We start from the raw sequence: 26364 nt of genomic DNA, 5'->3' as shown, positions 1-26364 counted from the left end.
CTAGCCCAGACAGCTTAACCTCTGGATCTCTAGTTATCAATGAACTTGTTGCACTTGACTTGACAATGTGCGAATAAGATCCAATTTTTAAACTCTCAAAACTAAGAAGACACAAATAAAAACATTCAATAATTTCATAAGTTCCGCTGCTTTCCCACCCTAAAAAAATGGACTTTTCTTCATTTCTTTCCTATTTCATGATACAATAGAGCTATGAGAATCCAACAATTATATTATGTTATAAAAATCGCAGAGACAGGGAGTATGAACGAGGCTGCAAAACAGCTTTTCATTACCCAACCAAGCCTGTCCAATGCTATCCGCGACCTGGAAAAAGAGCTCAATATCAAGATTTTTTTCCGTAATCCCAAAGGCATTACCCTGACCAAGGACGGGATTGAGTTTCTATCCTATGCCCGCCAGATTGTCGAGCAGACTGAGCTTCTGGAAGACCGCTATAAAAATCCCAATGCCAAGCGCCAACTCTTCAGCGTATCCTCCCAGCACTACGCCTTTGTGGTCAATGCCTTTGTCTCCCTGCTCAAGGAGACTGAAATGGAAGACTACGAGCTCTTCCTGCGGGAAACCCGGACCTGGGAAATCATCGATGACGTCAATAATTTCCGCTCAGAAATCGGCGTCCTCTTCCTTAATAACTACAACCGTGAAGTCCTGCTCAAGTTGCTGGATGACCACAGGCTCTCCCAAACGCATCTTTTCACTGCCAAGCCTCATGTTTTCGTCAGCAAGACCAATCCACTGGCACAAAAGAAAAGTATTAGCCTGGATGACCTAGCCGACTATCCCTACCTCAGCTATGAACAAGGGATTCACAATTCCTTCTACTTTGCCGAGGAAATTCTCTCCCAAGTCCACCACAAGAAATCCATCGTCGTATCCGATAGGGCCACCCTCTTCAATCTCCTGATTGGGCTAAACGGCTATACGGTTGCGACTGGTATCTTGAACTCCAACCTAAACGGGGACAATATCGTCTCCATCCCGCTGGATTATGACGATGAAATCGAACTCATCTACATCAAACATGAGAAAGCTGTCCTATCCGACATGGGGGAAAAATTCATTGCCTATCTCCTGGATGAAGTAAAATTCGATAAAAAATAATGACATATTTAAGTAGATTTCTTCTATCAATATATGTTATAATGCTATCATGAAAGCAGTTGAAAGTGATGTTGGAAATATTTCAACAAAATCACGGGAACCGCTTTCATTTTTTTGTTCTTTATGCTATAATACTTCTATAATAAATTTTAAGGAGTGATGAGATGGCTCAAAATAAAATGTTAGCTATGATACTTGCAGGTGGACGGGGAACCCGTCTTGAAGGTTTAACAAAAAAGGTGGCCAAACCTGCCGTTGCCTTCGGTGGAAAATACCGCATCATCGATTTCCCTCTCAGTAACTGTGCCAACTCTGGTATCGATATTGTCGGTGTCTTGACCCAGTACGAACCGGTCTTGCTCAACTCATATGTTGCCCAATCACAGCGTTGGGGGTTGGATGTCCAAGGTTCTGGTATTTTTGTCCTGCCACCAAGTGAGAAAATCGAAGGTTTTGGTCTCTATAAGGGCACGGCTGACGCCATCACTCAAAATATCGACTTCATTGATTTGAACGAGCCTGAGTATGTCCTCATCCTGTCTGGTGACCACATCTACAAGATGAACTACGACAAGCTCTTGGATACCCACATTTCCAAGAAGGCTGATGCGACTATAGCAGTTATCGAAGTTCCTATCAAGGAAGCGTCACGCTTTGGTATCATGAATACGGATGATGAGTACCGCATCGAGGAATTTGAAGAAAAACCGGCCAACCCTAAGAGCAATCTTGCCTCAATGGGTATCTATATTTTTACATGGAAAACGCTTAAGAAATACCTCCTGGAAGACGACAAATCAGAAACCTCATCACACGACTTCGGCCACGATATCATTCCAAAATACCTGGCAGATGGTCGCACTCTGATTGCTCACCCATTCCGTGGCTACTGGAAGGACGTGGGTACGGTTAATAGTCTCTGGGAATCTAACATGGACCTGATTGACCATGCGGATGAGCTAGACCTGTCTGACCGTTCATGGAGAATCTACTCTGAAGACAAGGGCTCTCCTGCTCAAGTTATCAGTGCTACTGCCTCTGTCAAGTCTGCCTATATCGATAAGGGAGCCATTATTGATGGTGCCATCGAGCACTCTGTTATCTCAAATGATGTGCAAGTTAATGTCGATGCTGTTGTCAAAAATTCTGTCCTCCTACCTGGTGCTATCATCGGTGAGGGCGTTGAATTGGACTATGTCATCGTGGCTGAAAATGTCAAGATTGCGGACGGTGTCAAATTGGCTGGCGAACCAGACAATATCCTCTTGATTGATAAGAATGTGAACAAGTAAGAAAGGTCGATTATGTTAAGAAATACTCTAGGAATTGTAAATATTGAAGGGAATAATGTGCACTTTGGCAATGTCATGGACCACCGTGGTGTACAAGCCTTTGGTTTTCTTGGCCGCTACCGCTTGATTGACTTTGTCTTGTCCAATATGTCCAACTCTGGCATTACGGAATTTCAGGTCTACATGCCTGCCAAGATGCGCTCAACCATCCAGCACGTCGGAACTGGTAAGCACTACAACATTAACAGTAAGCGTGGTTCGCTCCGTCTCTTGAACGGCGTGACCGACCCCAACTCTGTTTACCAGCATGACATCAATGCCTTTTCAGAAAACCTTCATTACATTGAAAGTTCGACCAAGGAATATGTGCTGATTGCGCCATCTTACTTCCTCTACAGCCAAGATTTCACAAAGGTCATGGCAGAGCATCAGGAAACTGGAGCTGACATCACCGTTCTCTACAAAAATGTTATGGACGCCAAGGAGAATTTTATCGGATGCCAAACCTTGAAATTCGATGATGACAAGCGGGTCGTGGCCTTTGAAGAAAACCACGGTAAATACAAGAATCGTCCTGTTTCACTTGAAGCCTACATCATGAAGCGGACCACCTTTATCGAGCTCATCCGCCGTGCCAACAAGGTTTCCTCGCTCTACTGGCTCAAGGATATCCTGCGCGATGTGGCTGACCAGTATGTCATCCGTGGCTACGCCCACCGTGACTTCGTTGCCTGCATCAACAGCATTGATAGCTATTTCAATACCCAGCTGGACCTCTTGCAGCGTGACACGCGCAAATTGCTCTTCAAAAATGATTGGCCTATCCATACCCAGACCAGCGATTCATCTCCTACTCTTTACGGACCACTGGCAGATGTCAAACGATGCCTGATTGCCAACGGTGCCAATATCAATGGTCAGGTTGAAAATTCTATTATTGACCGGGATGTCATTATCGAGGACGGGGTGACCATTAAGAACTCCATTATCTTAAATGGTGTAACGGTGCGCAACGGTGTCACTATTGAAAATGCCATTATCGATAAGGCGACCAAGATTGTTCATTCTACGGATATTAAAGGAACTGCAAGTAATCCAGCCTATATCAAGGCACATCAAATCATCTAGGAGTAAACATGACAAAAAAATCTGTACTCTTTGTAGCATCTGAGGGACTTCCATTCATCAAAACTGGCGGCTTGGCTGATGTGATCGGCTCTCTGCCAAAAGAATTGGTCAAACAGGGGATGGATGTTCGGGTGGTGCTGCCACTTTACAAGAAAATCGCCATCAACAACCATGCTGATTTTGATTATGTATCCAGCTACGATGTGCGAGCAGGCGATATCCAGTCCATGGCCAATGTCTACAGCCAGGTCGTCGATGGTGTGACCTTCTACTTCATCGAACATCGTGATTTCTTTGAGCGTGACGAGCTCTATGGCTACGATGATGACGCCATGCGGTTTGGGTTCTTCCAGCATGCGACCTGCCGTCTGCTTGAGGCTCTCAACTTCTTCCCAGATGTCATTCATTCCCACGACTGGCATGCGGCGGTCATGCCCTTCCTCTGCCGGACCTTCTACAGCTACCGGGAAGAATTCCGTAATATCAAGCATGTCTTTACCATTCATAACCTGGCTTTCCAAGGGATTTTCAACAAGCAAGCCCTCTGGTCTGCCCTGGGGATGGACTACAGCTACTATCTGGATGGTATTGCACGTTTCCACGACGAATGTATCAGCTTTATGAAGCTAGGTATACTCTACGCTGACAAAGTAACGACTGTTTCTGATACCTACGCCAGAGAAATCCTTACCGAAGAATTCGGCGAAAATATGCAACACGTCCTCGAACTTCGCAAGCATGATTTGGTCGGTATTGTTAACGGTATCGATTACGATAGTTGGGACAGTCAGACAGACCATTATCTAGTGAAGAACTACGGTCTTGAAACAATCGGAGATAAGAAAGCCAATAAATTGGCCTTGCAAGCTCAGTTTGGACTTCCACAGGATGAACATGTCCTGATGATCGGTATCGTATCTCGTTTGACCTGGCAGAAAGGCTTCTACCTCTTGACTGAGGTGCTCGGCCATCTTCTTCAAGCCCATGTGCAATTTGTCATCTTGGGTAATGGTGAAGCAGACGTTGAAAATGCCTTCAACCACTTCAAGCATGCCTATCCTGAAAAATTTGCCTTCTACCGTGGCTACAATGAACCGCTTGCCCACCAAATTTATGCAGCAAGTGACCTCTTCCTCATGCCATCCATGTTTGAGCCCTGTGGTATTAGCCAGCTGATTTCCATGCACTATGGGACCCTGCCACTTGTCCGTGAAACAGGGGGATTGGTGGACACCGTCAAGCCATACCACATCGAAACAGCTCAAGGAACTGGCTTTAGCTTCGGCGGCCGTGATGCCTACAGTATGAAACAGGTCTATGACCTGGCCCTACAGACCTACTACGACCGACCAGAAGACTGGAATGCCATGGTCAAGCAAGCCATGGAAGAAGACTTCAGCTGGACCTCTTCAGCTGAGAAATATATCTGGCTCTACCGTGAAATTAGTGGCTAGGTAAGATTTGACAACAAACTGAAGGGGAGTGCGACCAAGGTCCACTCCTTTTCCACAAGGGAGATTGTTATGACAGAATTTACTGATTTGGATTTATACTATATGAATTCCGGTGAGCACACCACACTCTATGAGAAAATGGGGGCTCATATCATCAAGGAGCGTAATAAAATTCTTGGCACCCAATTTCGTGTCTATGCTCCAAATGCGAGAGAAATCTTTTTAGTTGGTGATTTCAATAACTGGGATCGCAGTCATCCCATGAATCGGGAAATTGACGGGGTCTTTGAGCTCTATGTGCCTGATTTGAAATCACTGGAAGACTACAAGTACCTGATTATCAGCCATGACGGTCGGGAAATTTATAAGGCAGACCCCTATGCCTTTTTCAGCCAGGTCCGGCCCAATACTGCCTCCACGACCTATAACAGTCGCTACAAGTTTAAGGACGATATCTGGATGTATGACCGGGTTTCTTACGATTTCAAGGAAGAACCTGTGTCTATTTACGAGGTTCATCTGGGTTCTTGGAAACAAAAGGTTGTCAATCAAAACCAGGCTGGCGCCCCGCTTGAATCCTTCTATTCCTATAAGGAAATCGCCCCTCTCTTGATTGACTATGTCAAGGAAAACAAATTCACTCACATCGAGCTGATGCCCATCACCGAGCATCCTCTGGATGCCTCTTGGGGCTATCAGGTCACTGGCTATTACAGTCCGACCAGCCGCTATGGCAAGCCTGATGAATTAAAATACCTGGTAGACCAGTGTCACCAGGCTGGGATTGGGGTTATTTTGGACTGGGTTCCCCTCCACTTCTGTAAGGATGCCCATGGTCTCTATCAGTTTGACGGATCCTGGCTCTATGAGTATTTCCATGAAAATGACCGTGAAAATAGACAGTGGGGTACGGCTAACTTTGACCTGGGCAAGGGCATTACGCGGTCCTTCCTCCTCTCTAACCTTAAATACTGGCTAGACAACTTCCATTTTGACGGCATTCGGGTCGATGCCCTTTCCTACCTCCTCTATTGGCGCGGAGAAACCGAAGAGGACAAAATCAACCATGCCGCAATTGACTTTATCAAGCGGGTCAATGCCATGGTTCACACCGATTACAAGGGCGTTCTCATGATTGCCGAGGATTCCTCAAGCTATCCAAAAGTCACCCATGCACTGGAAGACGGCGGTATTGGCTTTGACCTCAAATGGGACTTGGGCTGGATGAATGATACCCTGAAATTTGTCGAGCGTCCGTCTGTTTATCGTAAATACCATTCCAAGGAAATCACCTTTGGCATGTATTACAATCAAAACGAGCACTACCTCCTACCCCTGTCCCACGACGAGGTTGTCCATGGGAAACACTCTATCATTAATAAGATGAACGGGGATTTTGAAGATAAATTCCACCTGGCCCGTGTTTACTACAGCTTCTACTATGCCCATCCTGGTAAAAAACTCCTCTTCATGGGTAATGAATGGGGCCACATCCGCGAATGGCATGAATATACAGAAATGGACTGGGGATTGCGCCTTTATCCAAACCACGAGTCCTTCTACCAGATGATGAAAACCCTGTCTAACTTCTATCGGGACAATGATGCCTTTTGGAAATACGACCATCAAGCCTATGACAAGGGCTTTGATTGGATAACAATCGATGAAGAGGCCAGCGTCTACGCCTTTGTCCGCAAGAGTGATGACCAGGAAATTCTAACTGTTCATAACTTCAATGATCAGGAGGTCTTCGATGTGCACCTAGCCCTACCAACAGATTCTGAATACAAACTGGTCTTCTCATCCAATGCCATTCCAATGGAATCCTTCAGCCTTTATCCGGATGAAAATGGAGCCAAGATTACTGTTCCAAGGTTGACGTCCTTCTATCTGGAGCGAGTGAAATAGCGATAAAATCTTGTGCCTTTGGTGCAAGATTTTTTTCTGTGCATTTGAGGAAAAATTCCACACAAAAAAGCCAGCCACTGTTTAGATGACTGACCTATGTATTCTATTCAACTGCTGTGTAAGTTGCTGCTTTCTCAAGGAAGGCGTCAAATTCACCTTTGGCTTTGACATCAGCGATAACCTTGTCGATTTCTGCTTTGAGGTCTGCGCTGCCTTTTGGAAGAGCAATGACTTTTGAATTTTCATCAATGGTTGGGAACTCAGCTTTGGCGATGGCCAAGTCAGCATTTTGTGAAACATAACCTGCTGCCACTGGCGAGTCCATCAAGACTGCATCAACCTTACCAGCCTTCAATTCGTTGACCGCTTCGCCCATCAAAGTGAGAGAAACAATCTTAGCACTGCTCAAGTTTTCTTTAGCATACGTTTCTTGTGTAGAACCTTTTTGAACGGCCAAGTTAAGACCTGCAAGAGCGTCGGTATCTTTAATCTGATCTGCCTTGTCCTTGTTGACCAAGAGAACATCTGAAATCAGGTAATATTCTTCAGAGAAATCAAATGTTTTCGCACGTTCTTCTGAGTAAGAAATACCCGCGATGGCGATATCTGCCTTGCCATTTTGCACGCTGGTCAAGACGTTGTCAAAGTTCATTGGAGAGATTTCCAATTTTACGCCCAATTCATCAGCAATTTTCTGTGCCAACATGATGTCCGCACCAACGACTTCGTTTTTGCCGTCTACAAGTGCTTGGAATTCAAAAGGTGCATAGTCTGGGCTAGTAGCTGCGACCAAGGTACCTTTTTCCTTGATAGTATCCAAAGTTGACTTGCTTGACTCCGTCGTTGACGATGAACAAGCTGCCAAGGTAAGACCAGCTACAACAGTTGCCGCAAGAGTTAAAATTTTGTTAAATTTCATGATAATTTCCTTCTTTATTGCTTATGTTTTCAGATATTCTGAAACAACATGACCTATTATATGGCATTTTTATTCATTTGTCAACGGGAGTGCTTTGAATATTTATTCTTTATTTACTGATTGACTGTTGGTAAGCTTCTTCGACAAAGTCTGATATCTTGCCTGACTCAACCAGCTCTTTTACGACCTTGTCAATCTTAGCTTTCAGCTCTGCGCTTCCTTTTGGCATGGCAACAGCATAAGAGTCCGAAATGGTTGTCTCAATGTCCATGTCCACAATTTGCAGGTCTGGGTTGCTACCCACATAAGCCTTAGCAATCGGTTCTTCAAAGATTACACCGTCCAATTGGCCAGATTTTAATTGCTGGATCAGGTCGCCGTTCTTCTCTAGACTGAGGATGGATGAGTCAGCAAAAGCCTCCTTGGCAACGGATTCTTGGATAGAACCTTTCTGGGTACCGATGGTTACTGATGCGAAATCTTCAGCCTTGCTGTATTTAGCTGCGTCATCCTTTTTGACAATCATCTTGTTGACCGACTGGTAGTAGGCTTCTGAGAAGTCGTAGGTTTTGGCGCGTTCTTCTGTGGCAGAAATCCCTGAAATACCAACGTCCGCCGTACCTTTTTGGACACTTGCCAATACGTTAGAGAAGCTCATTGGTGAGAACTCTACTTCCACGCCCAATTCTTCACCGATGGCCTTGGCCAACTCGATATCTGCCCCTACGATGGTGTCCTTACCGTCAATCAATTGCTTGTATTCAAAGGGCGGGAATTCTGGGTTGAGGGCAACGACCAGGGTCCCCTTGTCTTCGATTTTTTCAAGTGTGGTTTGGTCGCTGTTTGATGAACCACATGCAGCCAAAGCCAAACTAGCAAAGCAAACTGTCGCAAATGTATAAACTTTTTTTAATTTCATGATAATCTCCTTTTTATGCAATAGACACTATTTTTATACCATACATTTCGTATGTTTATGCCATTTTATACCATAATTATGCAATTGTCAACCATAAAATCCGAATTTTTATACATTTTCTTGAAAAAATGAAAAATGCTGAAAAAACACCCTGTTGCCAGAGTGTTCCAGTTATCAGTTTTTAATCAATTTCTAAGCCGCCTGTATACAGTCTGTAGTAGACGCCTTTTTTCTCCATGAGCTCTGCGTGGTTACCACGTTCGACAATGCGGCCATGGTCCATAACCATAATGACATCAGAGTTGACAATCGTCGACAAGCGGTGGGCTATGACAAAGACGGTCCGGCCCTGCATGAGCTTGTCCATACCCTCTTGGACCATTTTCTCGGTCAAGGAATCGATAGAGGAAGTCGCCTCATCCAAAATCAGGACCGGAGCATTGGCTAGTGCTGCCCTGGCAATAGCAATCAGCTGACGTTAACCATTTGACAAGCCAGCCCCATCACCGCTAATCTGGGCGTCGTAGCCATTTTCCAAATGTTTGACAAAGCGGTCAACATTAGATAATTTTGCCGCAGCCAGTATCTCATCTCGACTGGCAGCTTCATTACCATGGGCGATATTTTCCGCAATGGTCCCTGTAAAGAGGTGGGTATCCTGCAAGACGATGCCCAGGGATTTTCTCAGAGAAGCCTTATCAATCAAACGAATATCAATTCCGTCGTAGGTAATTATGCCTGACTGAATCTCGTAGAAACGATTGATGAGATTGGTAATAGTCGTTTTCCCAGCTCCTGTCGCTCCGATTGATCCCTTGGTCGATAATCGCCGCCATCAAAAAGAGAATGGATAGCTCGAACAGCACTTCAATCGTCATCGCCAAGAATGCCAAAATCGAGGGTCGCTTATAGTTACCAACATAGCCTAGTAGTATCTTATACATTACTCTCCTCCTTTATTGTAATTATCACTAACTATTATTATATTACTATTCAAGAAAATATTCAATGATTAACATGAAAATGACAGGAAAAAAAGCCGAACATTCTTGTTCAACTTTGCTCCTATCTATAATTCCTATCCCATTCTCCGTCCTGGTCTTTCCTTGTATAGAAAAATTCAGACAGATTTGGATTATCCATGACCTTGAGAATTTCCAGCAAGTCATAGGCCAAATCCATTTGGGGTAAATCCGATTTTTTAACCCAACGGACTTCTCCTTCTTCCGTCGAGAGGAGTTGACCGGTAAATGCTGTCGCCTTGTAGAGAAAGACAATGTAACGATGCCCCTCCTTATCAGGCCAGTGCTTGGTCCCAACCAGCTGGGCATTCTGAATTGTCAGACCGGTTTCTTCATAGACCTCACGGACGACCGAATCATAAAATGGCTCATTTTCCTCAATGTGACCCCCTGGGAATGCAACGCCGGACCAACGATAACGATCGGGGTCGCGGATTTGTACCACCACATTTCCATCCTTGTCTTCAATGAGGCACATATTGGTCAGGGTAACGGTTTGCTTACGGGACATAGTTCACTCCTTTTATAATATATTCCTCATTATACCACAAAAGCCAAGGAAATCCCTCGGCTTTGTTAATTTCTTACCAACGTGGTTCTGCTTCAAAGGTCCATTTCCGGGTCCAAGAATGGCTCTGACCTGGCTTGATAGAAATGGTCTGGATGATTTCTGGGCTGACGATATGGTCCGTTGCCCATAGGAGGAGACTGGTTGGGGTGACACTGTCCGTCCCAGTCACGCTAGCCTTAGCCCCCTTGTGTAAAAGTTTCCATGAAAACTCATCTCGGAGCGGAGCATTTTCCGTAGAAAGCACACTCAAAGACACATCGGTCTCACACTTGTCAAAGGCAATAGCCTTGCCGTTTGCTATAAAATTATTATGGTCGTAGCCACCAAATCCCTCCAGGCGCTGGTCGCCCAAATCATACATGTCCGGCAGCTCCAGGCGGTAGTCAGGCGAAATAGCCATCCCATCGATACTGAGGAAATTATGGCAATATTCCTCGGTCACAATCTCCCGCTCGCCAACATTAGTGATGGTCGCCTCCAAAATCAGGTGATTGTCCTCTATCCGAATGGTCTTACGCACCTGAGCTGCAATGCCCAAACAAGGCACCGCATCCGTCACAAAGTCCGCACTGGTCTCCGTGTGGCTAAAAGTCACAGGATAGGGCACAACCTCCTCATACTTGTGTTCAAACTGGTAGCCCAGGTCGCTGTCCTGCTTGATCAGACCCACTCCTAGCTTTGGAAAATAGTTTCCGACTGCAGCACCTTGTGAAAAATCACCCGAAAACTCACAACACAGACCGCGGCCGCCCGATGACAAGTGTCTCAGGTTCATGGGTTCATTGGCACAGAAATGCGTATCTCCGTCCAAAATGACATTAGAGATGAAACCAGCTCGGTCAAAGCGAAAAGTATCATTGGGCCGCTCGCCAGGCTCAGCAATCTCCACTCGCAGGCGATGATTGGTAAGGTAGATCATAAGAACCTCCGTGAATATTTTATAACATAATTATATATTAAATATCCACCTAAAACAATAGCCTACCCTACTTTTCCAAAATCATCCGATATTCTGTCCGTTCTTGGCCGAGATGGACCTGTTTGCTCACCCCATCAAAGCGAAAGCCGACTTTTTCATAGAAAGAAATAGCACGCGCATTTCCTTCCAGCACCCAGAGGCAAACCCTATCGTAGTCTTGCATTTTTTCCAGCGCAGCTTGGAGCAGTCGGTAGCCGACTTTCTGACCGTAGACATCCGCCAGCACATAGAGGGCATATAGTTCGCCAGCATTTTCCAAATCCTCCGACATGGACTGACCATAGCAGGTAAAGCCTACTACCTGGTCATTTTCAAGAGCCACAAAAATCCTCTCTGGATAGCGAAAGGCCCAGTCCTGACAGCGTTCTAGCGTGTAGGTCTTTTGGAGAAATTCCTGCGGTAACAAATCAGCGTAGGCCTCCTGCCAAGCTTTCCAATGGACATAAGCCTTACCCCTAATCTCCTCCTCAGTCTGCATGGGTTTAATAATCATCACTATTGCCTCCTTTTGAAATGATTATACTGAAAAAAAGAAGCTAACACAAGGTCAACTTCTCATCTTCATTACGGGTGCAAACGGTGCAACATCCGTGGGAACGGAATGGCTTCACGGATGTGCTTTGTACCAGCGACGAAGGTCACCATACGCTCGATACCGATACCGAAACCACCGTGTGGCACTGAACCGTATTTACGGAGGTCAAGATAGAATTCATATTCTGACTTGTCCATACCGAGTTCGTCCATCTTGGCTACCAAGGCATCGTAGTTGTCCTCACGCATAGAACCACCGATGATTTCACCGTAGCCTTCTGGAGCCAAGAGGTCCGCACAAAGTACGCGCTCTGGATTGCCAGGAACTGGTTTCATGTAGAAGGCCTTGAAGCTTGCTGGATAGTTAACAACGAAAGTCGGTACACCAAAGTAGTTTGAAATCCAAGTTTCATGTGGCGATCCGAAGTCATCACCATGTTCGATGTATTCGTAGTCTGTATCTTCATCAGCTTCATGTTCTTGCAGAAGGGTAATGGCATCATCATAAGCCACACGTTTGAATGGTTCTGCAATGTAGCGTTTAAGGGCATCCACATCACGCTCAAGAGTTTCCAAGGCTTGAGGAGCACGGTCGATAACACCTTGAATCAAGGCTTTGACATAAGCTTCTTGCAAGTCAAGTGACTCTTCATGGCTGAGGAATGAATACTCGGCATCCATCATCCAGAACTCTGTCAAGTGACGGCGAGTTTTTGATTTTTCCGCACGGAAAACAGGTCCGAAGTCGAAAACACGACCAAGTGCCATAGCTCCAGCTTCAAGATAGAGCTGACCTGATTGACTGAGGTAAGCAGGCTGACCAAAGTAGTCTGTTTCGAACAATTCTGTTGAATCTTCTGCCGCATTTCCAGACAAGATTGGGCTATCAAACTTGATAAAGCCATTCTTTTCAAAGAATTCATAAGTCGCATAGATAATGGCGTTACGGATTTGCTGGATAGCAACCTGCTTACGAGAACGCAACCAGAGGTGACGGTTGTCCATAAGGAAATCTGTCCCGTGCTCTTTTGGTGTAATCGGATAGTCCTGTGACTCGCCAATCACTTCCAAATCCGTCACATCCAGCTCGTAGCCGAACTTAGAACGCTCATCTTCCTTGACAATCCCTGTCACATAAACTGACGTTTCTTGACTGAGGCGTTTTGCCACATCGAACTTCTCAGTACCAGCTTCTTCACCGAATTTTTCGATGAAGTTTGGTTTGAAGGCAACGGCTTGGAAGAAGGCTGTTCCGTCACGCAACTGCAGGAAAGCCAATTTCCCCTTACCTGACTTGTTGGCAACCCAGGCACCAATGGTCACTTCTTGACCAACATAATCTTTTACTTGGTTAATGGTAATCAATTTTCTAGACATTATTTTTCCTCTTTTACTTTTTCATAAATGTGTGTAGTCGAGCCACCGCTTCTTTTAGTGTATCCATATCTGTCGCGTAGCTGAGGCGGATATTTTCAGGAGCACCAAAACCTGCACCTGTCACCAAGGCGACACCAACCTCTTCCAAGATAGCAGTGGTAAATTCGGTCACATCTGTGTAGCCCTTCATTTCCATTGCTTTTTTGACGTTAGGGAAGAGATAGAAGGCTCCTTCCGGTTTGATGACTTCAAAACCTGGCACTTCTGCTAGTAATGGATAGATAGTGTTAAGTCGTTCTTCAAAGGCCTGACGCATGGTTTCGACCGTATCTTGCGGACCTGTAAAGGCTTCAATGGCCGCATACTGAGCAGCAGTTGTTAAGTTTGACGTCGTTTGTCCGACAATCTTACTCATGGCCGCAATGATTTCAGGATTACCAACGGCAAATCCAACCCGCCAACCTGTCATGGCATAAGCTTTTGCAACACCATTGACCACAATAGTCTGCTGGCGAATGCTTTCTGAAATGCTTGAAATCGGTGTAAAGCTGTTCCCATTGTATACCAAACGACCGTAAATATCGTCTGCCAAGATGAGAATATCGTGCTCTACAGCCCAGTTGCCAATAGCTTCCAATTCCTCACGACTGTAAATCATACCTGTCGGATTGGACGGACTATTGAGCAAGAGGACCTTGGTCTTGTCAGTCCGAGCAGCTTCAAGCTGAGCAACTGTCACCTTGAAATTATGTTCTTCTGTGGCAGTGACAAAGACTGGCACGCCTTCGTTCATCTTAATCTGGTCAGCATAGGAAACCCAGTAAGGTGTTGGAATGAGAACCTCATCACCAGGATTGATAACCGCCGCAAAGAAGGCGTAAAGAACAAACTTGGCACCTGTGGCAAGAACAACTTGATTGCGTTCGATAGAGTAGCCATAGAAATTCTCAAAGTAGGTATTGACTGCGTCCTTCAATTCTGGCAGACCTGAAGCCACCGTGTAAAAGCTAGCCTTGCCATTTTCGATAGACTGAATGGCTGCTTCTTGAATATTCTTCGGTGTGACGAAGTCTGGCTCACCCAAGGTCAGCTCTAAAATATCACGCCCTTCCGCCTTCAAGGCCTTGGCACGCGCACCAGCCGCCAAGGTCACACTTTCTTCCATTTCCAAAACGCGGTTTGATAGCTTACTCATAAGCCCTCCTTTTTGATAAAGTCTCCAGTTTTAAAATCAATGTTATAATAGGCCGTCCCTGACTTAATTTCCCAAATAGGCTTGCCCTCCCGCATGCCGATAATCGCGCGATCAATCTGGCCGGCTCCCTGCTCTTGGGCAATGGCCTCAGCCTGGGCTTGGGCAACGCCGTCAGATAGTTTGTAAACATAAACTTGGGAGGTTTGGTCTGACACTAGGATTGCCAGCTCTTGCCCATCAGAATCCGTCCCTAAGACGGTATGAAAGTCGTCCACACCTCGGTAGGAGCTAATCTTTTCAATGGTTTCCAACTGGACTGCTTGACGGGCCAGATTCTCTGCCCTCTCACTTGCCTGGGCATAGGGACTGCTGGCCATTTCCAAAATCAGGAGTATAGAAAATGTCAAAACCGTCAGGATAACTGCTGAACCAATCAAGAATTGTTGACCTAAGGTCAGGCTAATCCAAGGTTCACGTGATGTTTTCGCCATAATAGGAATATTATACTACAAGTTGCCACATATTGCTAATTGAATCCGAAAATTCTGCAAAAAAACTTCAGCTAAAATTCGATATGGGAAAATGCGCTCAAAATCTTGTCAGAATCAGCTTTTTCAGCCATCAAATTTCTTGCCAAAGGAACTAGTTATTGATAAAATATACTTATGAATAAAGTAGAAAACTCTCTAAAAGAAAATCAGCATGCCCTACATAGTTTAGTTGTCTTTCGTCGCGCTGCCAATACTATTAGCAGACAGGAGACAGAGATTATCAGAAAACATGGATTAACCGTTGGCCAATTCGGCGTGATGGAAGCACTTTACAATAAGGGGAATTTACGCATCCAGGATTTGATTGATAAGCTGCTCAGCACTTCTGGCAACATGACGGTAGTCATTCGGAATATGGTCCGTGATGGCTATATCTTCAAGACCCAGGATGAAAGTGATAAGCGGGCTTCCTTGATTGGTTTGACTCCTTTCGGTCGGGAAACGATTGAGAAGGTTTTGCCGGAACACTATGCTCATGTTGGAAAAATTTTCTCTGTTTTGAGCCAGGAAGAACAGGATTTATTGGCCGATTTACTAAAAAGATTCAAATTCATAGATAAAGATGTTGCTAATTAGTGATTTATGTGTTATGATAGTCACATCAAGTAATTAAGGAGTTACATTATGTCAAACATTTTATTTTTAGTTGGTTCTCTTCGTGAAGGTTCATTCACTGCTCAATTGGCTCAAGCTGCTGAAAAAGCGCTTGAAGGTAAAGCAACTGTATCTTACCTTGATTGGAAAGAAATTCCTGTATTCTCACAAGATTTGGAAGCTGATGCTCCTGCATCTGTAAAAGCTGCGCGTGAAGCAGTTGTTGCTGCTGACGCTATCTGGATTTTCTCACCAGTTTACAACGCTGCTATCCCTGGTTCAGTGAAAAACGTTCTCGATTGGCTCAGCCGTGCACTTGATTTGTCAGATCCACGTGGTGCATCTGCTCTTCATGAAAAAGTGGCAACAGTATCTATCACTTCAGTTGCACACCAAGAAGATGCAGCTGTTCAATACCGTGCACTTCTTCCATTCATCCGCACAAACTTCGTAGATGAATTGACATTTGCAACAAACGGCGCTCCAGTTGATGAAGAACAATTGGCTAAACAAGTTGACGCAGTTCTCGCTGCAATTAACTAATTCGCAAGCCTCCCTACAACAAGAACCTGTATTCACAAGCTAAATATGCTGAGCTGCAAATACAGGTTATAAGTCTATTTCTCAGGAGATAGGCTTTTCTTTTTTACTCAAAAAGTCCTAGGTTCTTAACTACCTAGGACTGCTGCTTTTAGCTGAATAGATTTTGTGTGCTTGAATTTGGACTACCCCAGACTTTTTGCGACAATATCCGCCGTCGAACTGATTTTCTGACGTCTTCTGGTCCTATTTCCTAGTTATTTTATAGCAGAATGGGGAAAGATTCTCAATACGCATATTCCATAGAATAGACAAGGCACCCAGATTCTGGGTGCCTATCTATTTTCTACTACCAAACAGGTCTGCTATCTGGCCTACAAGTGGGAGGTGAGAAGATGCAATATAAACCAATCATTCGACTAGTGGTGGGAATGTAGGTCCAGATAAAGACCATGTAGGATAGTTGGAAAGCATAAGGGTTACTCTTCTCTTCTGCGAGCTGTGCCTGCTATGGCAAGGGCAGCTAGGAAGAGGCTAGCACCAATTACAGTCACTGCATGTGAATCGCTGGTACCAGTATTTGGCAATTGAGCCGTACCAGGGCTAGCTGGTTGTGCAGGTCCTGCTGGGCTCGGTTGAGCTGGAGTTGTTGGAACTTCTGGCTCAACTGGAGTCTCAGGCTTGACAGGTGTCACAACAATCGGTCTACTTGGTCGAGCTGGTGGGCTCGGAATGTAGTTGATTGGTGTATCTTGACCTGGATTTCCGGGGATAGGAGGCGCAATGTAGCCCTTGGATGGATCACTTGGATCTACTGGCTGCAATGGTACTCCTCCTGGACCGACAGGGATATAACCCGGAACATGCGGAATAGATGGTAGATCTATACCTGGTTTGCCTGGGTCTGTCGGATGGTTCGGATACGGAATCGGAGTAGATGGCTGACCTGGAATGTTTGGCACATAGCTTCCAATTGGTACATAAGTGTAGACAACACTTGTACCGCCTGCTGGAATCTTACCAGAAGCATTGCTTGGTACTTCCTTGAGCAGATAGCCCTTGATGATCTCAGGGGTGGTCGTGTAATCATCACCAACCTTACCTGGAATGGACTTGCTTGGAATCAAATCATTGCCCTTGTCATCCACATAGCGCACGGTCACACTAGCGTCTTGTGGAATGTACTTGATAACAGTATCTTCACCTGGCTTGCTTGGTACAGGTGGCAGGTAGTTACCGTCTGGACCCTTAGGCAATTCTTTACCATCTGGTCCTACAGGGATGTAGCCTGGAACGACTGGCACAACACCTGTCGGAATACCTGGTTTACCTGGGTCTGTCGGATGGTTCGGATACGGAATTGGTGGCACTGGGTCGTGACCCTCTGGCAATTCTGGTACCCATGAACCGAGTTTATTGTAAACATAGACAACGGTTGTACCTTCTGCTCCCACCTTGCCCTTGCTGTTAGCAGGGATTTCAGTTAGATAGTAGCCCTCAATCATCTGTGGAGTGGTGGTGTAGTCATCACCGACCTTGACTTCCTTGCTTTCTGTTGGACGCAGGTCTGCACCCGTATCGTCCACATATTTGACAGTCAGGCTAACAGTGTTTGGAACATACTCGATAACCGTATCTTCACCTGGCTTGCTTGGTACAGGTGGCAGGTAGTTACCGTCTGGACCCTTAGGCAATTCTTTACCATCTGGTCCTACAGGGATGTAGCCTGGAACGACTGGCACAACACCTGTCGGAATACCTGGTTTACCTGGGTCTGTCGGATGGTTCGGATACGGAATTGGTGGCACTGGGTCGTGACCCTCTGGCAATTCTGGTACCCATGAACCGAGTTTATTGTAAACATAGACAACGGTTGTACCTTCTGCTCCCACCTTGCCCTTGCTGTTAGCAGGGATTTCAGTTAGATAGTAGCCCTCAATCACCTGTGGAGTGGTGGTGTAGTCATCACCGACCTTGACTTCCTTGCTTTCTGTTGGACGCAGGTCTGCACCCGTATCGTCCACATATTTGACAGTCAGGCTAACAGTGTTTGGAACATACTCGATAACCGTATCTTCACCTGGCTTGCTTGGTACAGGTGGAAGCTCATAACCTCCATCTGGACTTGGTTTCAATGGAATGGTTTGTCCAGGGTTATTTGGATCTGGGTAGACAGGAATGGTTCCAGGTATAGCTGGAATAGTCGGAACTTCTGTACCTGGCTTGGTCGGATCCTCCGGATCACGTGGGTAGGTCACAGGCGGCACAGGTTTAGTACCCGGTGGCACGACTGGTTTCCATTGGCCAAGAAGTGTGTAGGTCACGACTTCATTGATGTCTTCATCCTCAGCCTTGACGGTGCTTGCTGGCACTTCGAGCTTGTCTACCAGGTGGTTGTCCTTGAGCGGTGAAGTCACTTTTTCAAAGGTTTGATCAGCAGACCAGTCACCGTAGGTAATGGCATCTGTTACGATGTTAACCTTAGCTGTACGCTTGAAGGTCTTGGTTTCTTTGATTTCCTCAAAGACTGTATTACCCTTGGTATCCACATAAGAAATGGTACGCGTCACTTCTTCAGTCGTCACAAGATCTCTGACAGAATCTGGCCATTTCGGTCCGTCAGGATTGTTCGGATCAACTGGCTCACCTGGTTTAGGCGTTGGTGTATTTGGATCATCTGGGTCGATGTTCTCCGTCCGCTCTACCAATTCGTAGACAAAGGTGTTGGACTTCAGATCTGGTCCAAATGTGCCGTCCTTATCGTAATTATCCTTGTTGGTAACTGTGTAGCCCAGGTTTTCGTACATGGTAACAATGCTGGATACATCCATGCCCAGCTTATCGCCAGTCTTACCAGACAGGTCAATGGTCACCTTGGTCACGGGATTTTCAGGAACTGTCACGTCCACAAAGCTAATCTTACCAACTTGCTCAACCGGTTTGTAGGTAATCGGCGTTGGCTGGCTTGGATCCTTCGGTTTCGGTGGAATATAGTTGCCATCTGGATCCTTAGGCAATTCATTACCATCAGGGTCTACTGGTACATAGCCTGGATAGTCTGGGACCGTTGGAATTGGATTGTTTGGATCCTCTTCATTTGGTCTGGTTGGTTTTGGATCCGCAGGCTTGGTCGGATCGTTCGGATCGTTTTCATACGGAATGTCTGGAACTGGGTCATTTCCTGGAGGCGGTGTGACGGTCCAGCTAGACAGTTTCTTGTAGGTCACGACTTCGCTGATATCAGTCGTAGTTTCCGTAGCGGTCACATCCTCCGCAGTTGTACTAGCCTCTACCTTATCACCGTTCTTAGTCGCTGCAATAGCCACATAGCCGTCAATGACTGGCAATGGATTTCCTTCCAGAACAGCGTCACCATCCTTGGCTTCCCAATCCGTGTAGGTCACTTGCTTGGTCACGAAGTTGTAGCTACCTGTCCGCTCGAAGGTCACTGTTGTAGTCTTGGCTTCTGGAGCTGTTACAGTCTCGCCCTCTGGACTTTCGACCACATAGGACACCTTACGAGTAATGGTGCGAGAAACATCTTCCCACTTCGGTCCATCAGGATTATTCGGATCCACTGGCGTGCCTGGGGTCTGTGGATTATCTGGAGTGGTTGTAACAACCTTCTCTCTAAACACAACTGTGTAGACCTGTGGACTGGTTGTATCACGGTCAAATGTCGCATTAGTTGGGAAGTTGTCTTGAACCAACTCATAGCCACGTTCCTTAATCAAGGCAATGGTATCTGCTGTGCTGTATACAATTGGTTGATCTGCTAGACCAGTTACTTCATCAGCTGGAGAGAGAACCTTATTGCTGCCTTCTTCCAAGTATTGGATGACTGCCTTCTGTTCAAGGGCCTTGTAAGTAATAACTGTTGGCTGAGTTGGGTCAGTCGGTACTGGTGGGATGTAGTTACCATCTGGATCCTTAGGCAATTCATTTCCATCTGGTCCAACTGGGACATAGCCATCCACTTTCGGAATTGCTGGGGTCGGAGTTGGATCTGCCGGCTTGGTTGGGTCGGTCGGATGGTTGTCGTAAGGAATTGGTGGAACTGGGTCATTTCCTGGAGGCGGTGTGATGGTCCAGTTGGACAATGGTTTGTAGACGACGATTTCCTTGATATTGTCTTGAACATCCACACGAACTCCTGCCTCGTCAACGGCAATAGTCTCCGTAGTTGCTACAGGCTCGACCGCTGTGCCATTTTTCGTAGCAGAAACAGCCACATAGCCATCAATCTTCGGCAAGGCCTTACCAGACAGGTCAGCATCCGTACCTTCCTTGAGGGTCCAAGGTGTGTAAGAAATGGTGTTGGTCACAAAGTTGTAGGTACCAGTCCGCTCGTAGGTCACTGTGTCCGTGTGAGTCTCTCCTGTAATCAACTCGCCCTCTGGACTATCCTTACGGTACTCAATGGTACGGGTAATAGACTTGGTCACCGCATCCCAGGTTGGACTATCATCACGACCAGGATTTGCAGGATCACCTGGCTTCGGATTAGTTGGATTGTCGGGATCAGATGGATCCTGTGGCTTGATGGTTGTGGTCTTCGGTATTAGGATAACATCAAAGTTTTGAACGCCCGGCTGATCGTCAAAGGTTGGATCTGTCGCATCCGCAAAGGCATTGCTTTCAACCATGTAGCCAAGTTTTTCAAAGTCCGCAATCTTCTGTGGAGAGTTAGGGAAATCAATAGCATCATCTGGATGACCTTCAGCGCCTTCCTTGCTCAATTCTACCGTTTCAGTACCAACTTTAGCCTTGTAAGTAATGGTTGCCATCTGTTTATCATTTTCACGATAGATAACTGTGATGGTCTCATCCGCGTCATCTCCAGAAACAGTTGTATCTGCTGGAACCACTGCCTTATCAGGCGTAAAGTTATTAAGTAGAGGTGAAGTTACTTCTGGGAAGGTTGTTGTGTCACCTACTGGTGTCCACTCCGTATAGCTAATCTCACCAGTCTCTGGATCAGCAATAGCCGTACGAGTAAAGGAGACTGTATGCTCAAGAGGAGCAACTGGCGCATCATCTTTATCCACTGTAACTGGGCTATTATCTGCATAGACATAGTTGATGGTCCGTTTGACAGTCGTGGTCAATTCTTTCTCTGGGACATCGATGATGTGCGGTGTGTAGGTCGTTTCAACTGGAGTACCATTCACATCCTTGATACGGATAGTCACTGGTGTCACATCGCCTACATAGTCCGTCACTGGTTTGAAGGTCACACTGCCGTTAGGATTCAAGGTGTAGGTACCTTGACCGTCGATGGTCAGACTAGTCACTTCTTGTTCGCCATCAATCAATTTCAGGGTTGATGGGTCCAAAGCAACCGTTTCCTTTACAGAGTCATAGTCGCCATCACCATTTAAGTCTAGCTGGCCTGGTTTGAAGAAGTCTGTAGTAGATTTTTGCGGTGTATTCTTAACTGCATAGGTCTCATCCTGCTCAGCTGTCGGACGTACTTGGACAACTACTGGTGTGTAGCTAGTTTCAACAGCTGTGCCGTTTGAATCCTCTACTTGCACACGAACTGGGGTCGCTGTACCAAAAAAGTCTGGCTTCGGTGTGAAGGTAATAGTAATGACATCTGCCTTCTTATCCAATTCGTAGGTACCGTGTGGTCCCTCCACTTTGTCGACTTTATTGCCATTTTCATCCAAAAGGGTCACTGTGTCTGGCAGCAAGTCTCCGACTGTCGACTGGTCAGCCGGAACAGCAGCAGATTTGACAAAGCTGACCGTGCTGTTGGCATTATCAGCTGTAAAGGTCACAGCCGCTTCCTGAGTCTTACCTTGGAGGTTGACAGTGGTTGCTGCTTGGGCAGTCGGGGTAATCGGGGTAATGGTTGGGGTGTAGGTCGTGGACACTGACGAGCCATTCGTATCTTTGGCAATCACAGTCGCTGGGTCAACGACACCGATATACTTCTTACCAGCATCATTCGGTGTGAAGGTCACAGTACCTGTGCTACCATCTACAGTATAAGTGCCGACTTCTGTCTTAGCACCGTCAACTATCGCATAGGCCTTAGCAGTATCTGCTTCCGTATTAGTTTCATCAATCAGCTTAATCGGATAGATGCCTCCACCTTCAGGTGTGTGGCCCATCTTGACATTTTCGTCACCTGATGTGAAGATTGGCGTACCTGTTTGGATCGCACCTTGGACACCTGTGGAAACAGCCGGTGTGGCAGTTGGTCGAACAGCTACGACATGCGGTACAAAGCGGCCGTCCATAGTACCCGCAGGCTGACCCGCTAGAGTAACATCAGGAGAGACATTTTCAAGATTATTTTGCTCAGTCTTAGCGTGCCAACCAGTTGTGTAGGCTACATCGTGGGCATCCTTGACGGTAGACGAACGACGGATAGAAATGCCTTTAGCTACTTTGAGAGGATTCCCATCTGGATCAATCTTGCTTCCGTCCGCATACTCAGTGATAAAGCCAGCTTCTGGGATGAATTCTACACTAACATTGTCACCAGCACCTGTCAGCTTGTACTTACCTTCGCCTGCGACTACATAGTAGCCTTCCGAATCCAAGTCTGTATCAGCAACCAGCGTTCCATCTGCCTTGACGATTTGTGGGGCTACCTTTTGGTCAATCTTAGCAGGTGTAGTCGAATAGCGATTTTCACCATAGGCAAAGAAGTTCACGACACCAGTCTGTGTCTGACCTTGCTCGCCCCTGCTCTCTGTCAGGCTACCACGAGGTGGGTGGGTCATCTGAATCTGGAAATCTTCCACCTCACCAGAGTAAGCTGTCAGGTCTGGAGTTATAATATCTACAGCATCCAGGGCAATCCGCATTCGAACTCCCAGCTTGGTAACAACTGGGTCAACATTTTGATAAATATCATTGAAGTTGAGTGTGTATTGCTCTTTACCATTGACAATACGAATCAAACCAGAGTTTTCAGAATCATCAAATTTACCATCGTTGTTAAAGTCAATCCAGCCTTGGACATAAGCCTCAGCATGGCCGTTAGTGTTGGCAATAAACTTGAGCTCGTAACTTCCATTATCTGCATGGTGAAGCGTGTAGTTTGTGCCTGCTTCAACATCATCACCCATGAGCTGGGCAGGACCTTCGTCAAACTGGTTGATTAGCTCGTCACGGTACCATGGCACAGATCCTGGTGGAATACCTTCAGGAATAAAGTCGATATCACCCATAACTTTACCAAGATATGGTTGTTTCTCGGCAGCGCTGAGTGAAATAGAATGGGCTCCTGAGCCATAAGATTCTGGAGCATCACCATGATCTAGCAAGGCCACACCTATCATAGTAGACTGTCGGCCAGTTGCTGCAATGTAAACCCCTACCTCTGATGCATTTTTGGTCATGATGATTGGAGTTGAATGCCCTGTATCAATATGGTTAGATACTGGACCAAAAACTTTCGTACCAATACCATCTACTACCCTTAGACCACCTTCAGTTGCTACAGCTGCTTTTTGTACAGCTGTCTCCCATGAAGAATCCGTCGCTTCATTTACCCAATACTTCGGTTCATAAAAATCATACCATTCCTGAGATAAGTGTGAGCGCTCTTCAGCCATATAATTGATATGGCCGTATATTCCCGAACTACCCACAATTCCCTTAGGTTTATAGGATGTCACGGTACTATCATTTGATAATTCACCAAATAGCTCAAAATTCTCACCATTAGTTGTATAAATTTCAATTTCCGAATCACCAGATTCTTCACCTGACATCAATACAACGTTGATTGGAATTTCATTATTCAAATAATATGCTTTTGTCTCAAACTTAACACCGACGTTACCACCATCTGCATATGATCTCAAAGTAACATCACCGGTTATATCTAACCCTTGACGTTTTGCATTTGAATATGTATCCTGAGGAGCTGCTACAATTCGTGCATCATTTCCATAATCTGCTTCCGATTTATTTGCAGCATAAGTTTTCAAATTGGCATTCACAGCATTTGGGTTGTAAGTGCCTTCATGAGCAGTGCCCTCCACACGATTTTTATATACATCTGTTGCTTGGAATGGCCGTAATTCTTTTACAGTTACCTCAACTCTATAACCAGGAGTAATTTCTTTTACATATTTTGAACCAACTCTTAACGCTGGCATACCTGCAACCGTATCTAGAGTATCACCCCAAGCTCCATCTCTGTTAGAAAAATCAAGCCAGGTGATTTGTCTCTTAATTTTCTGCAAGTCAGCGGCATCATAGTTTTTGAAATGCTCTGCACCTTTATAGGTTGTCGCATCGGCACCGTCTGTCGGTTGGTCGACTTGACCGTCGGCTGCTGGTGGCACTGTTGCCCTAAGGCCTGTATAGCCTTCTGTTACTACCTTGGTTTCTGGGACAGCTACAGGGCGCACTGAAAAGGCTACTGGGTTGGCCTGGCCTTCGTGGACGGTGGCGGTCACGCTGGTCTTGGCTGGGTCTGACAGCTCATAGCCCTTCGGCAGGTAGTCAGCTGTGACGTTCACTTCTGCGCTAGCCTTTTCCTCAGTAGTGGTGACGATGGTCGCCTGTGGTTTGCCCTTGCCGACCTCTTCCTTAGTGGTTTCTTCCACATAGGAGGCATGGTAGACGATACCTGCTTGGCGTTCGACAGGTGCTTCCACCTCTGGTGCAGCTGGTGCTTCTGGCGCAACTGGCTCAGCAGTTACTTCTGGGACAACTTCCGCAGGTGCTACTGGAGCTTCAAGGACAGGTGCTTCTGGCTCTGGACTTGGCAGGCTTTCCACCACGGGAACTTCTGGCACTTCTACTGGAAGCTCAGCTGGTGGCGTCTCTGGGACTGGGACTTCTACCGCTGGCTGGGTAGAAAGGTCGATTTCCTCCGCCTGGGCCAATGGACCTGTCGCTAGACTGGCGATGGCAACACCAAGCAAAACACTGGCAGCACCGAAATGGTACTTACGAATGGAGAAACGCTGGCGTAGACTATACCAGTCAAAACCACGATTCCTCCGATTAGGTTTATTTGACATTGCAAACCCTCCTCTATAAATTATTTTGTTTTTTAAAACAATTTAAAGATAGCATATAGTTTTGTATAAATCAAGAATTTTTATGTTATTATAAGTATCTCTAATAGGTTATATATATTTGTATTTTGTTAGAATGGTTTATCGGTAAAATATTCATGGAAAACTGCTATTTTATTAGGTTTTATTGACAGATCAATAAAAAATATCCCCTACAAATTTTTGCAAGGGATAATGACTGATTTGTGAAATTTTCACAAAAATTATTGATAAAATACATTTATATATATATATATATATATATATCTGTATTAGTATGTTATCGGTAGCTTGGTTTCCTCCGCTACGACCAGGCGCTTGTCCTCCTTGTCCGTAAAGGGCAGGACTGGTGGGCGCAGTCTTTCCAAGCAGGAGACCACTTGGCTACCATCCTGGTTAAACTTGAGCAGGGCATAGTAAGGGTCGTGGTAAAAGAGGAAGGTGTAGCCTTGACTGTAGGCTTGCTTGATCCACTTTTCCTTGGCCTTGATACTGTCCATAGGGTAGTCGTCTACTGCTGCCACCCAGAGGGGATTGAAGTGGGCATGGGTCAGGAGGGTGTCGGCCATGTGTATCAGGGTCTCCCCAACTTGCTTGAGCAGGATGATGCTGTGGCCACGGCTGTGACCGCCTGTGTGGTGCATCTCAATGCCGTCGACCAGCTTGAGCTCTGATCCAAAGGTCTGGACCTGGTCTTGGATGGCCTGCCAGTTTTCAGGCAGGTAGGTTGCCCTGGTACGGGGATTGGGATAGCGCACTTCTTCCCACTCGATGTCATTGATGTAGATGGTGGCATTTGGGAAGGTGGGAACCAGCTCGCCATCGACTAGCCTGGTCAGGCCACCGGCATGGTCATTGTGCATGTGGGTCATGAGGACCACATCGATATCCTCAGGGCTGAGGCCCAGCTGGTCCAGGCTTTCTAGGACACGGTTTTCTGAGATGACGCCGAGATTTCTCCGGAGTTTGTCACTGAGCTTTTCCGTTCCCAGACTGGTGTCGATCAGGTAATGCTTGCCCTGGTAGCTGATGAGGATGGGGTCTGTCAGGTCATGGATAAGCCCCTGTTCATTGGTCGGGTAATAGCGGGACCAGACAGCCTTGGGCACAGGTCCGAAGATGGTTCCTGCATCCGTGTACTTGTCTGCCCCTCTCAGCCAGGTCAGGGTCATCTGGCCGAATTGGTAGGTTTGTAGTTTCATATTTTCATATTCTCCTCATTTC

General features: G+C 46.1%; 17 protein-coding genes and 1 pseudogene. 7 read left to right on the top strand and 11 right to left on the bottom strand.

Annotation, left to right across the window (positions count from 1 at the left end):
• Nucleotides 1–213 precede the first annotated feature (213 nt).
• The 5 genes from ACHBID_RS09460 to glgB all read left to right on the top strand — a co-directional run bounded on the left by ACHBID_RS09460 (nt 214) and on the right by glgB (nt 6907).
• Nucleotides 214–1125: a LysR family transcriptional regulator gene (locus ACHBID_RS09460; RefSeq protein WP_394731476.1), complete on the top strand. Its 912-nt coding sequence runs from the start codon at nt 214–216 to the stop codon at nt 1123–1125.
• Between the two features lie 164 nt (nt 1126–1289).
• Complete coding sequence (locus ACHBID_RS09455; RefSeq protein ID WP_105110485.1) at nt 1290–2417, top strand: glucose-1-phosphate adenylyltransferase; 1128 nt, start codon at nt 1290–1292, stop codon at nt 2415–2417.
• A gap of 12 nt (nt 2418–2429) precedes the next feature.
• Nucleotides 2430–3545 carry a glucose-1-phosphate adenylyltransferase subunit GlgD gene (glgD, locus tag ACHBID_RS09450; RefSeq protein ID WP_105110486.1) on the top strand — a complete coding sequence of 372 codons (1116 nt, stop codon included), beginning with the start codon at nt 2430–2432 and terminating at the stop codon, nt 3543–3545.
• 8 nt (nt 3546–3553) lie between these two features.
• Nucleotides 3554–4999, top strand: a complete 1446-nt coding sequence (glgA, locus tag ACHBID_RS09445) for a glycogen synthase GlgA (RefSeq protein WP_105110487.1) — start codon at nt 3554–3556, stop codon at nt 4997–4999.
• A 69-nt stretch (nt 5000–5068) separates the two neighbouring features.
• On the top strand, nt 5069–6907 hold the full coding sequence (gene glgB, locus ACHBID_RS09440; protein ID WP_125265653.1) for a 1,4-alpha-glucan branching protein GlgB: 1839 nt from the start codon (nt 5069–5071) through the stop codon (nt 6905–6907).
• Between the two features lie 103 nt (nt 6908–7010).
• On the opposite strand, the gene ACHBID_RS09435 is transcribed toward glgB, so the two are convergent.
• The 9 genes and pseudogenes from ACHBID_RS09435 to ACHBID_RS09395 all read right to left on the bottom strand — a co-directional run bounded on the left by ACHBID_RS09435 (nt 7011) and on the right by ACHBID_RS09395 (nt 14914).
• Nucleotides 7011–7826, bottom strand: coding sequence for a transporter substrate-binding domain-containing protein (locus tag ACHBID_RS09435; protein WP_125265654.1), 816 nt, complete (start codon nt 7824–7826; stop codon nt 7011–7013).
• 109 nt (nt 7827–7935) lie between these two features.
• On the bottom strand, nt 7936–8748 hold the full coding sequence (locus ACHBID_RS09430; RefSeq protein ID WP_394731528.1) for a transporter substrate-binding domain-containing protein: 813 nt from the start codon (nt 8746–8748) through the stop codon (nt 7936–7938).
• Between the two features lie 178 nt (nt 8749–8926).
• Nucleotides 8927–9553: pseudogene (locus tag ACHBID_RS09425) on the bottom strand (ABC transporter ATP-binding protein); the annotation flags it as partial.
• 257 nt (nt 9554–9810) lie between these two features.
• Nucleotides 9811–10278 (bottom strand): NUDIX domain-containing protein, encoded by a 468-nt coding sequence (locus tag ACHBID_RS09420; RefSeq protein ID WP_172096191.1) that lies wholly within the window; start codon nt 10276–10278, stop codon nt 9811–9813.
• 73 nt (nt 10279–10351) lie between these two features.
• Nucleotides 10352–11257, bottom strand: a complete 906-nt coding sequence (locus ACHBID_RS09415) for a hypothetical protein (protein WP_172058865.1) — start codon at nt 11255–11257, stop codon at nt 10352–10354.
• A gap of 67 nt (nt 11258–11324) precedes the next feature.
• Complete coding sequence (locus ACHBID_RS09410; RefSeq protein WP_172023041.1) at nt 11325–11810, bottom strand: GNAT family N-acetyltransferase; 486 nt, start codon at nt 11808–11810, stop codon at nt 11325–11327.
• A 71-nt stretch (nt 11811–11881) separates the two neighbouring features.
• Complete coding sequence (asnS, locus tag ACHBID_RS09405; protein ID WP_394731479.1) at nt 11882–13228, bottom strand: asparagine--tRNA ligase; 1347 nt, start codon at nt 13226–13228, stop codon at nt 11882–11884.
• Nucleotides 13229–13241: 13 nt separating this feature from the next.
• Nucleotides 13242–14423 (bottom strand): pyridoxal phosphate-dependent aminotransferase, encoded by a 1182-nt coding sequence (locus ACHBID_RS09400; protein WP_394731480.1) that lies wholly within the window; start codon nt 14421–14423, stop codon nt 13242–13244.
• Nucleotides 14420–14914: a DUF5590 domain-containing protein gene (locus ACHBID_RS09395; RefSeq protein WP_172074522.1), complete on the bottom strand. Its 495-nt coding sequence runs from the start codon at nt 14912–14914 to the stop codon at nt 14420–14422. Before ACHBID_RS09395 ends, ACHBID_RS09400 begins: the two co-directional genes overlap by 4 nt.
• Nucleotides 14915–15088: 174 nt before the next feature.
• Between ACHBID_RS09395 and ACHBID_RS09390 the strand changes: the two genes are divergently transcribed.
• Together ACHBID_RS09390 and ACHBID_RS09385 are read left to right on the top strand one after the other, a co-directional pair.
• Nucleotides 15089–15550: a MarR family winged helix-turn-helix transcriptional regulator gene (locus ACHBID_RS09390; protein ID WP_394731481.1), complete on the top strand. Its 462-nt coding sequence runs from the start codon at nt 15089–15091 to the stop codon at nt 15548–15550.
• 48 nt (nt 15551–15598) lie between these two features.
• Nucleotides 15599–16111, top strand: a complete 513-nt coding sequence (locus tag ACHBID_RS09385; protein ID WP_394731482.1) for an NADPH-dependent FMN reductase — start codon at nt 15599–15601, stop codon at nt 16109–16111.
• 476 nt (nt 16112–16587) lie between these two features.
• Here ACHBID_RS09385 and ACHBID_RS09380 read toward each other — a convergent pair whose 3' ends face one another.
• Both ACHBID_RS09380 and ACHBID_RS09375 read right to left on the bottom strand, forming a co-directional pair.
• Nucleotides 16588–25104, bottom strand: coding sequence for a MucBP domain-containing protein (locus ACHBID_RS09380; RefSeq protein ID WP_394731483.1), 8517 nt, complete (start codon nt 25102–25104; stop codon nt 16588–16590).
• A 308-nt stretch (nt 25105–25412) separates the two neighbouring features.
• A complete protein-coding gene (locus tag ACHBID_RS09375; RefSeq protein WP_394731484.1) occupies nt 25413–26342 on the bottom strand; it encodes an MBL fold metallo-hydrolase in 930 nt (309 codons plus the stop codon).
• Between the last annotated feature and the right edge of the window lie 22 nt (nt 26343–26364).

The organism is Streptococcus sp. A25, assembly GCF_043674095.1.
Classification (GTDB): Bacteria; Bacillota; Bacilli; order Lactobacillales; family Streptococcaceae; genus Streptococcus; species Streptococcus suis_V.
This window is presented reverse-complemented; position numbering and strand designations above follow the sequence as displayed.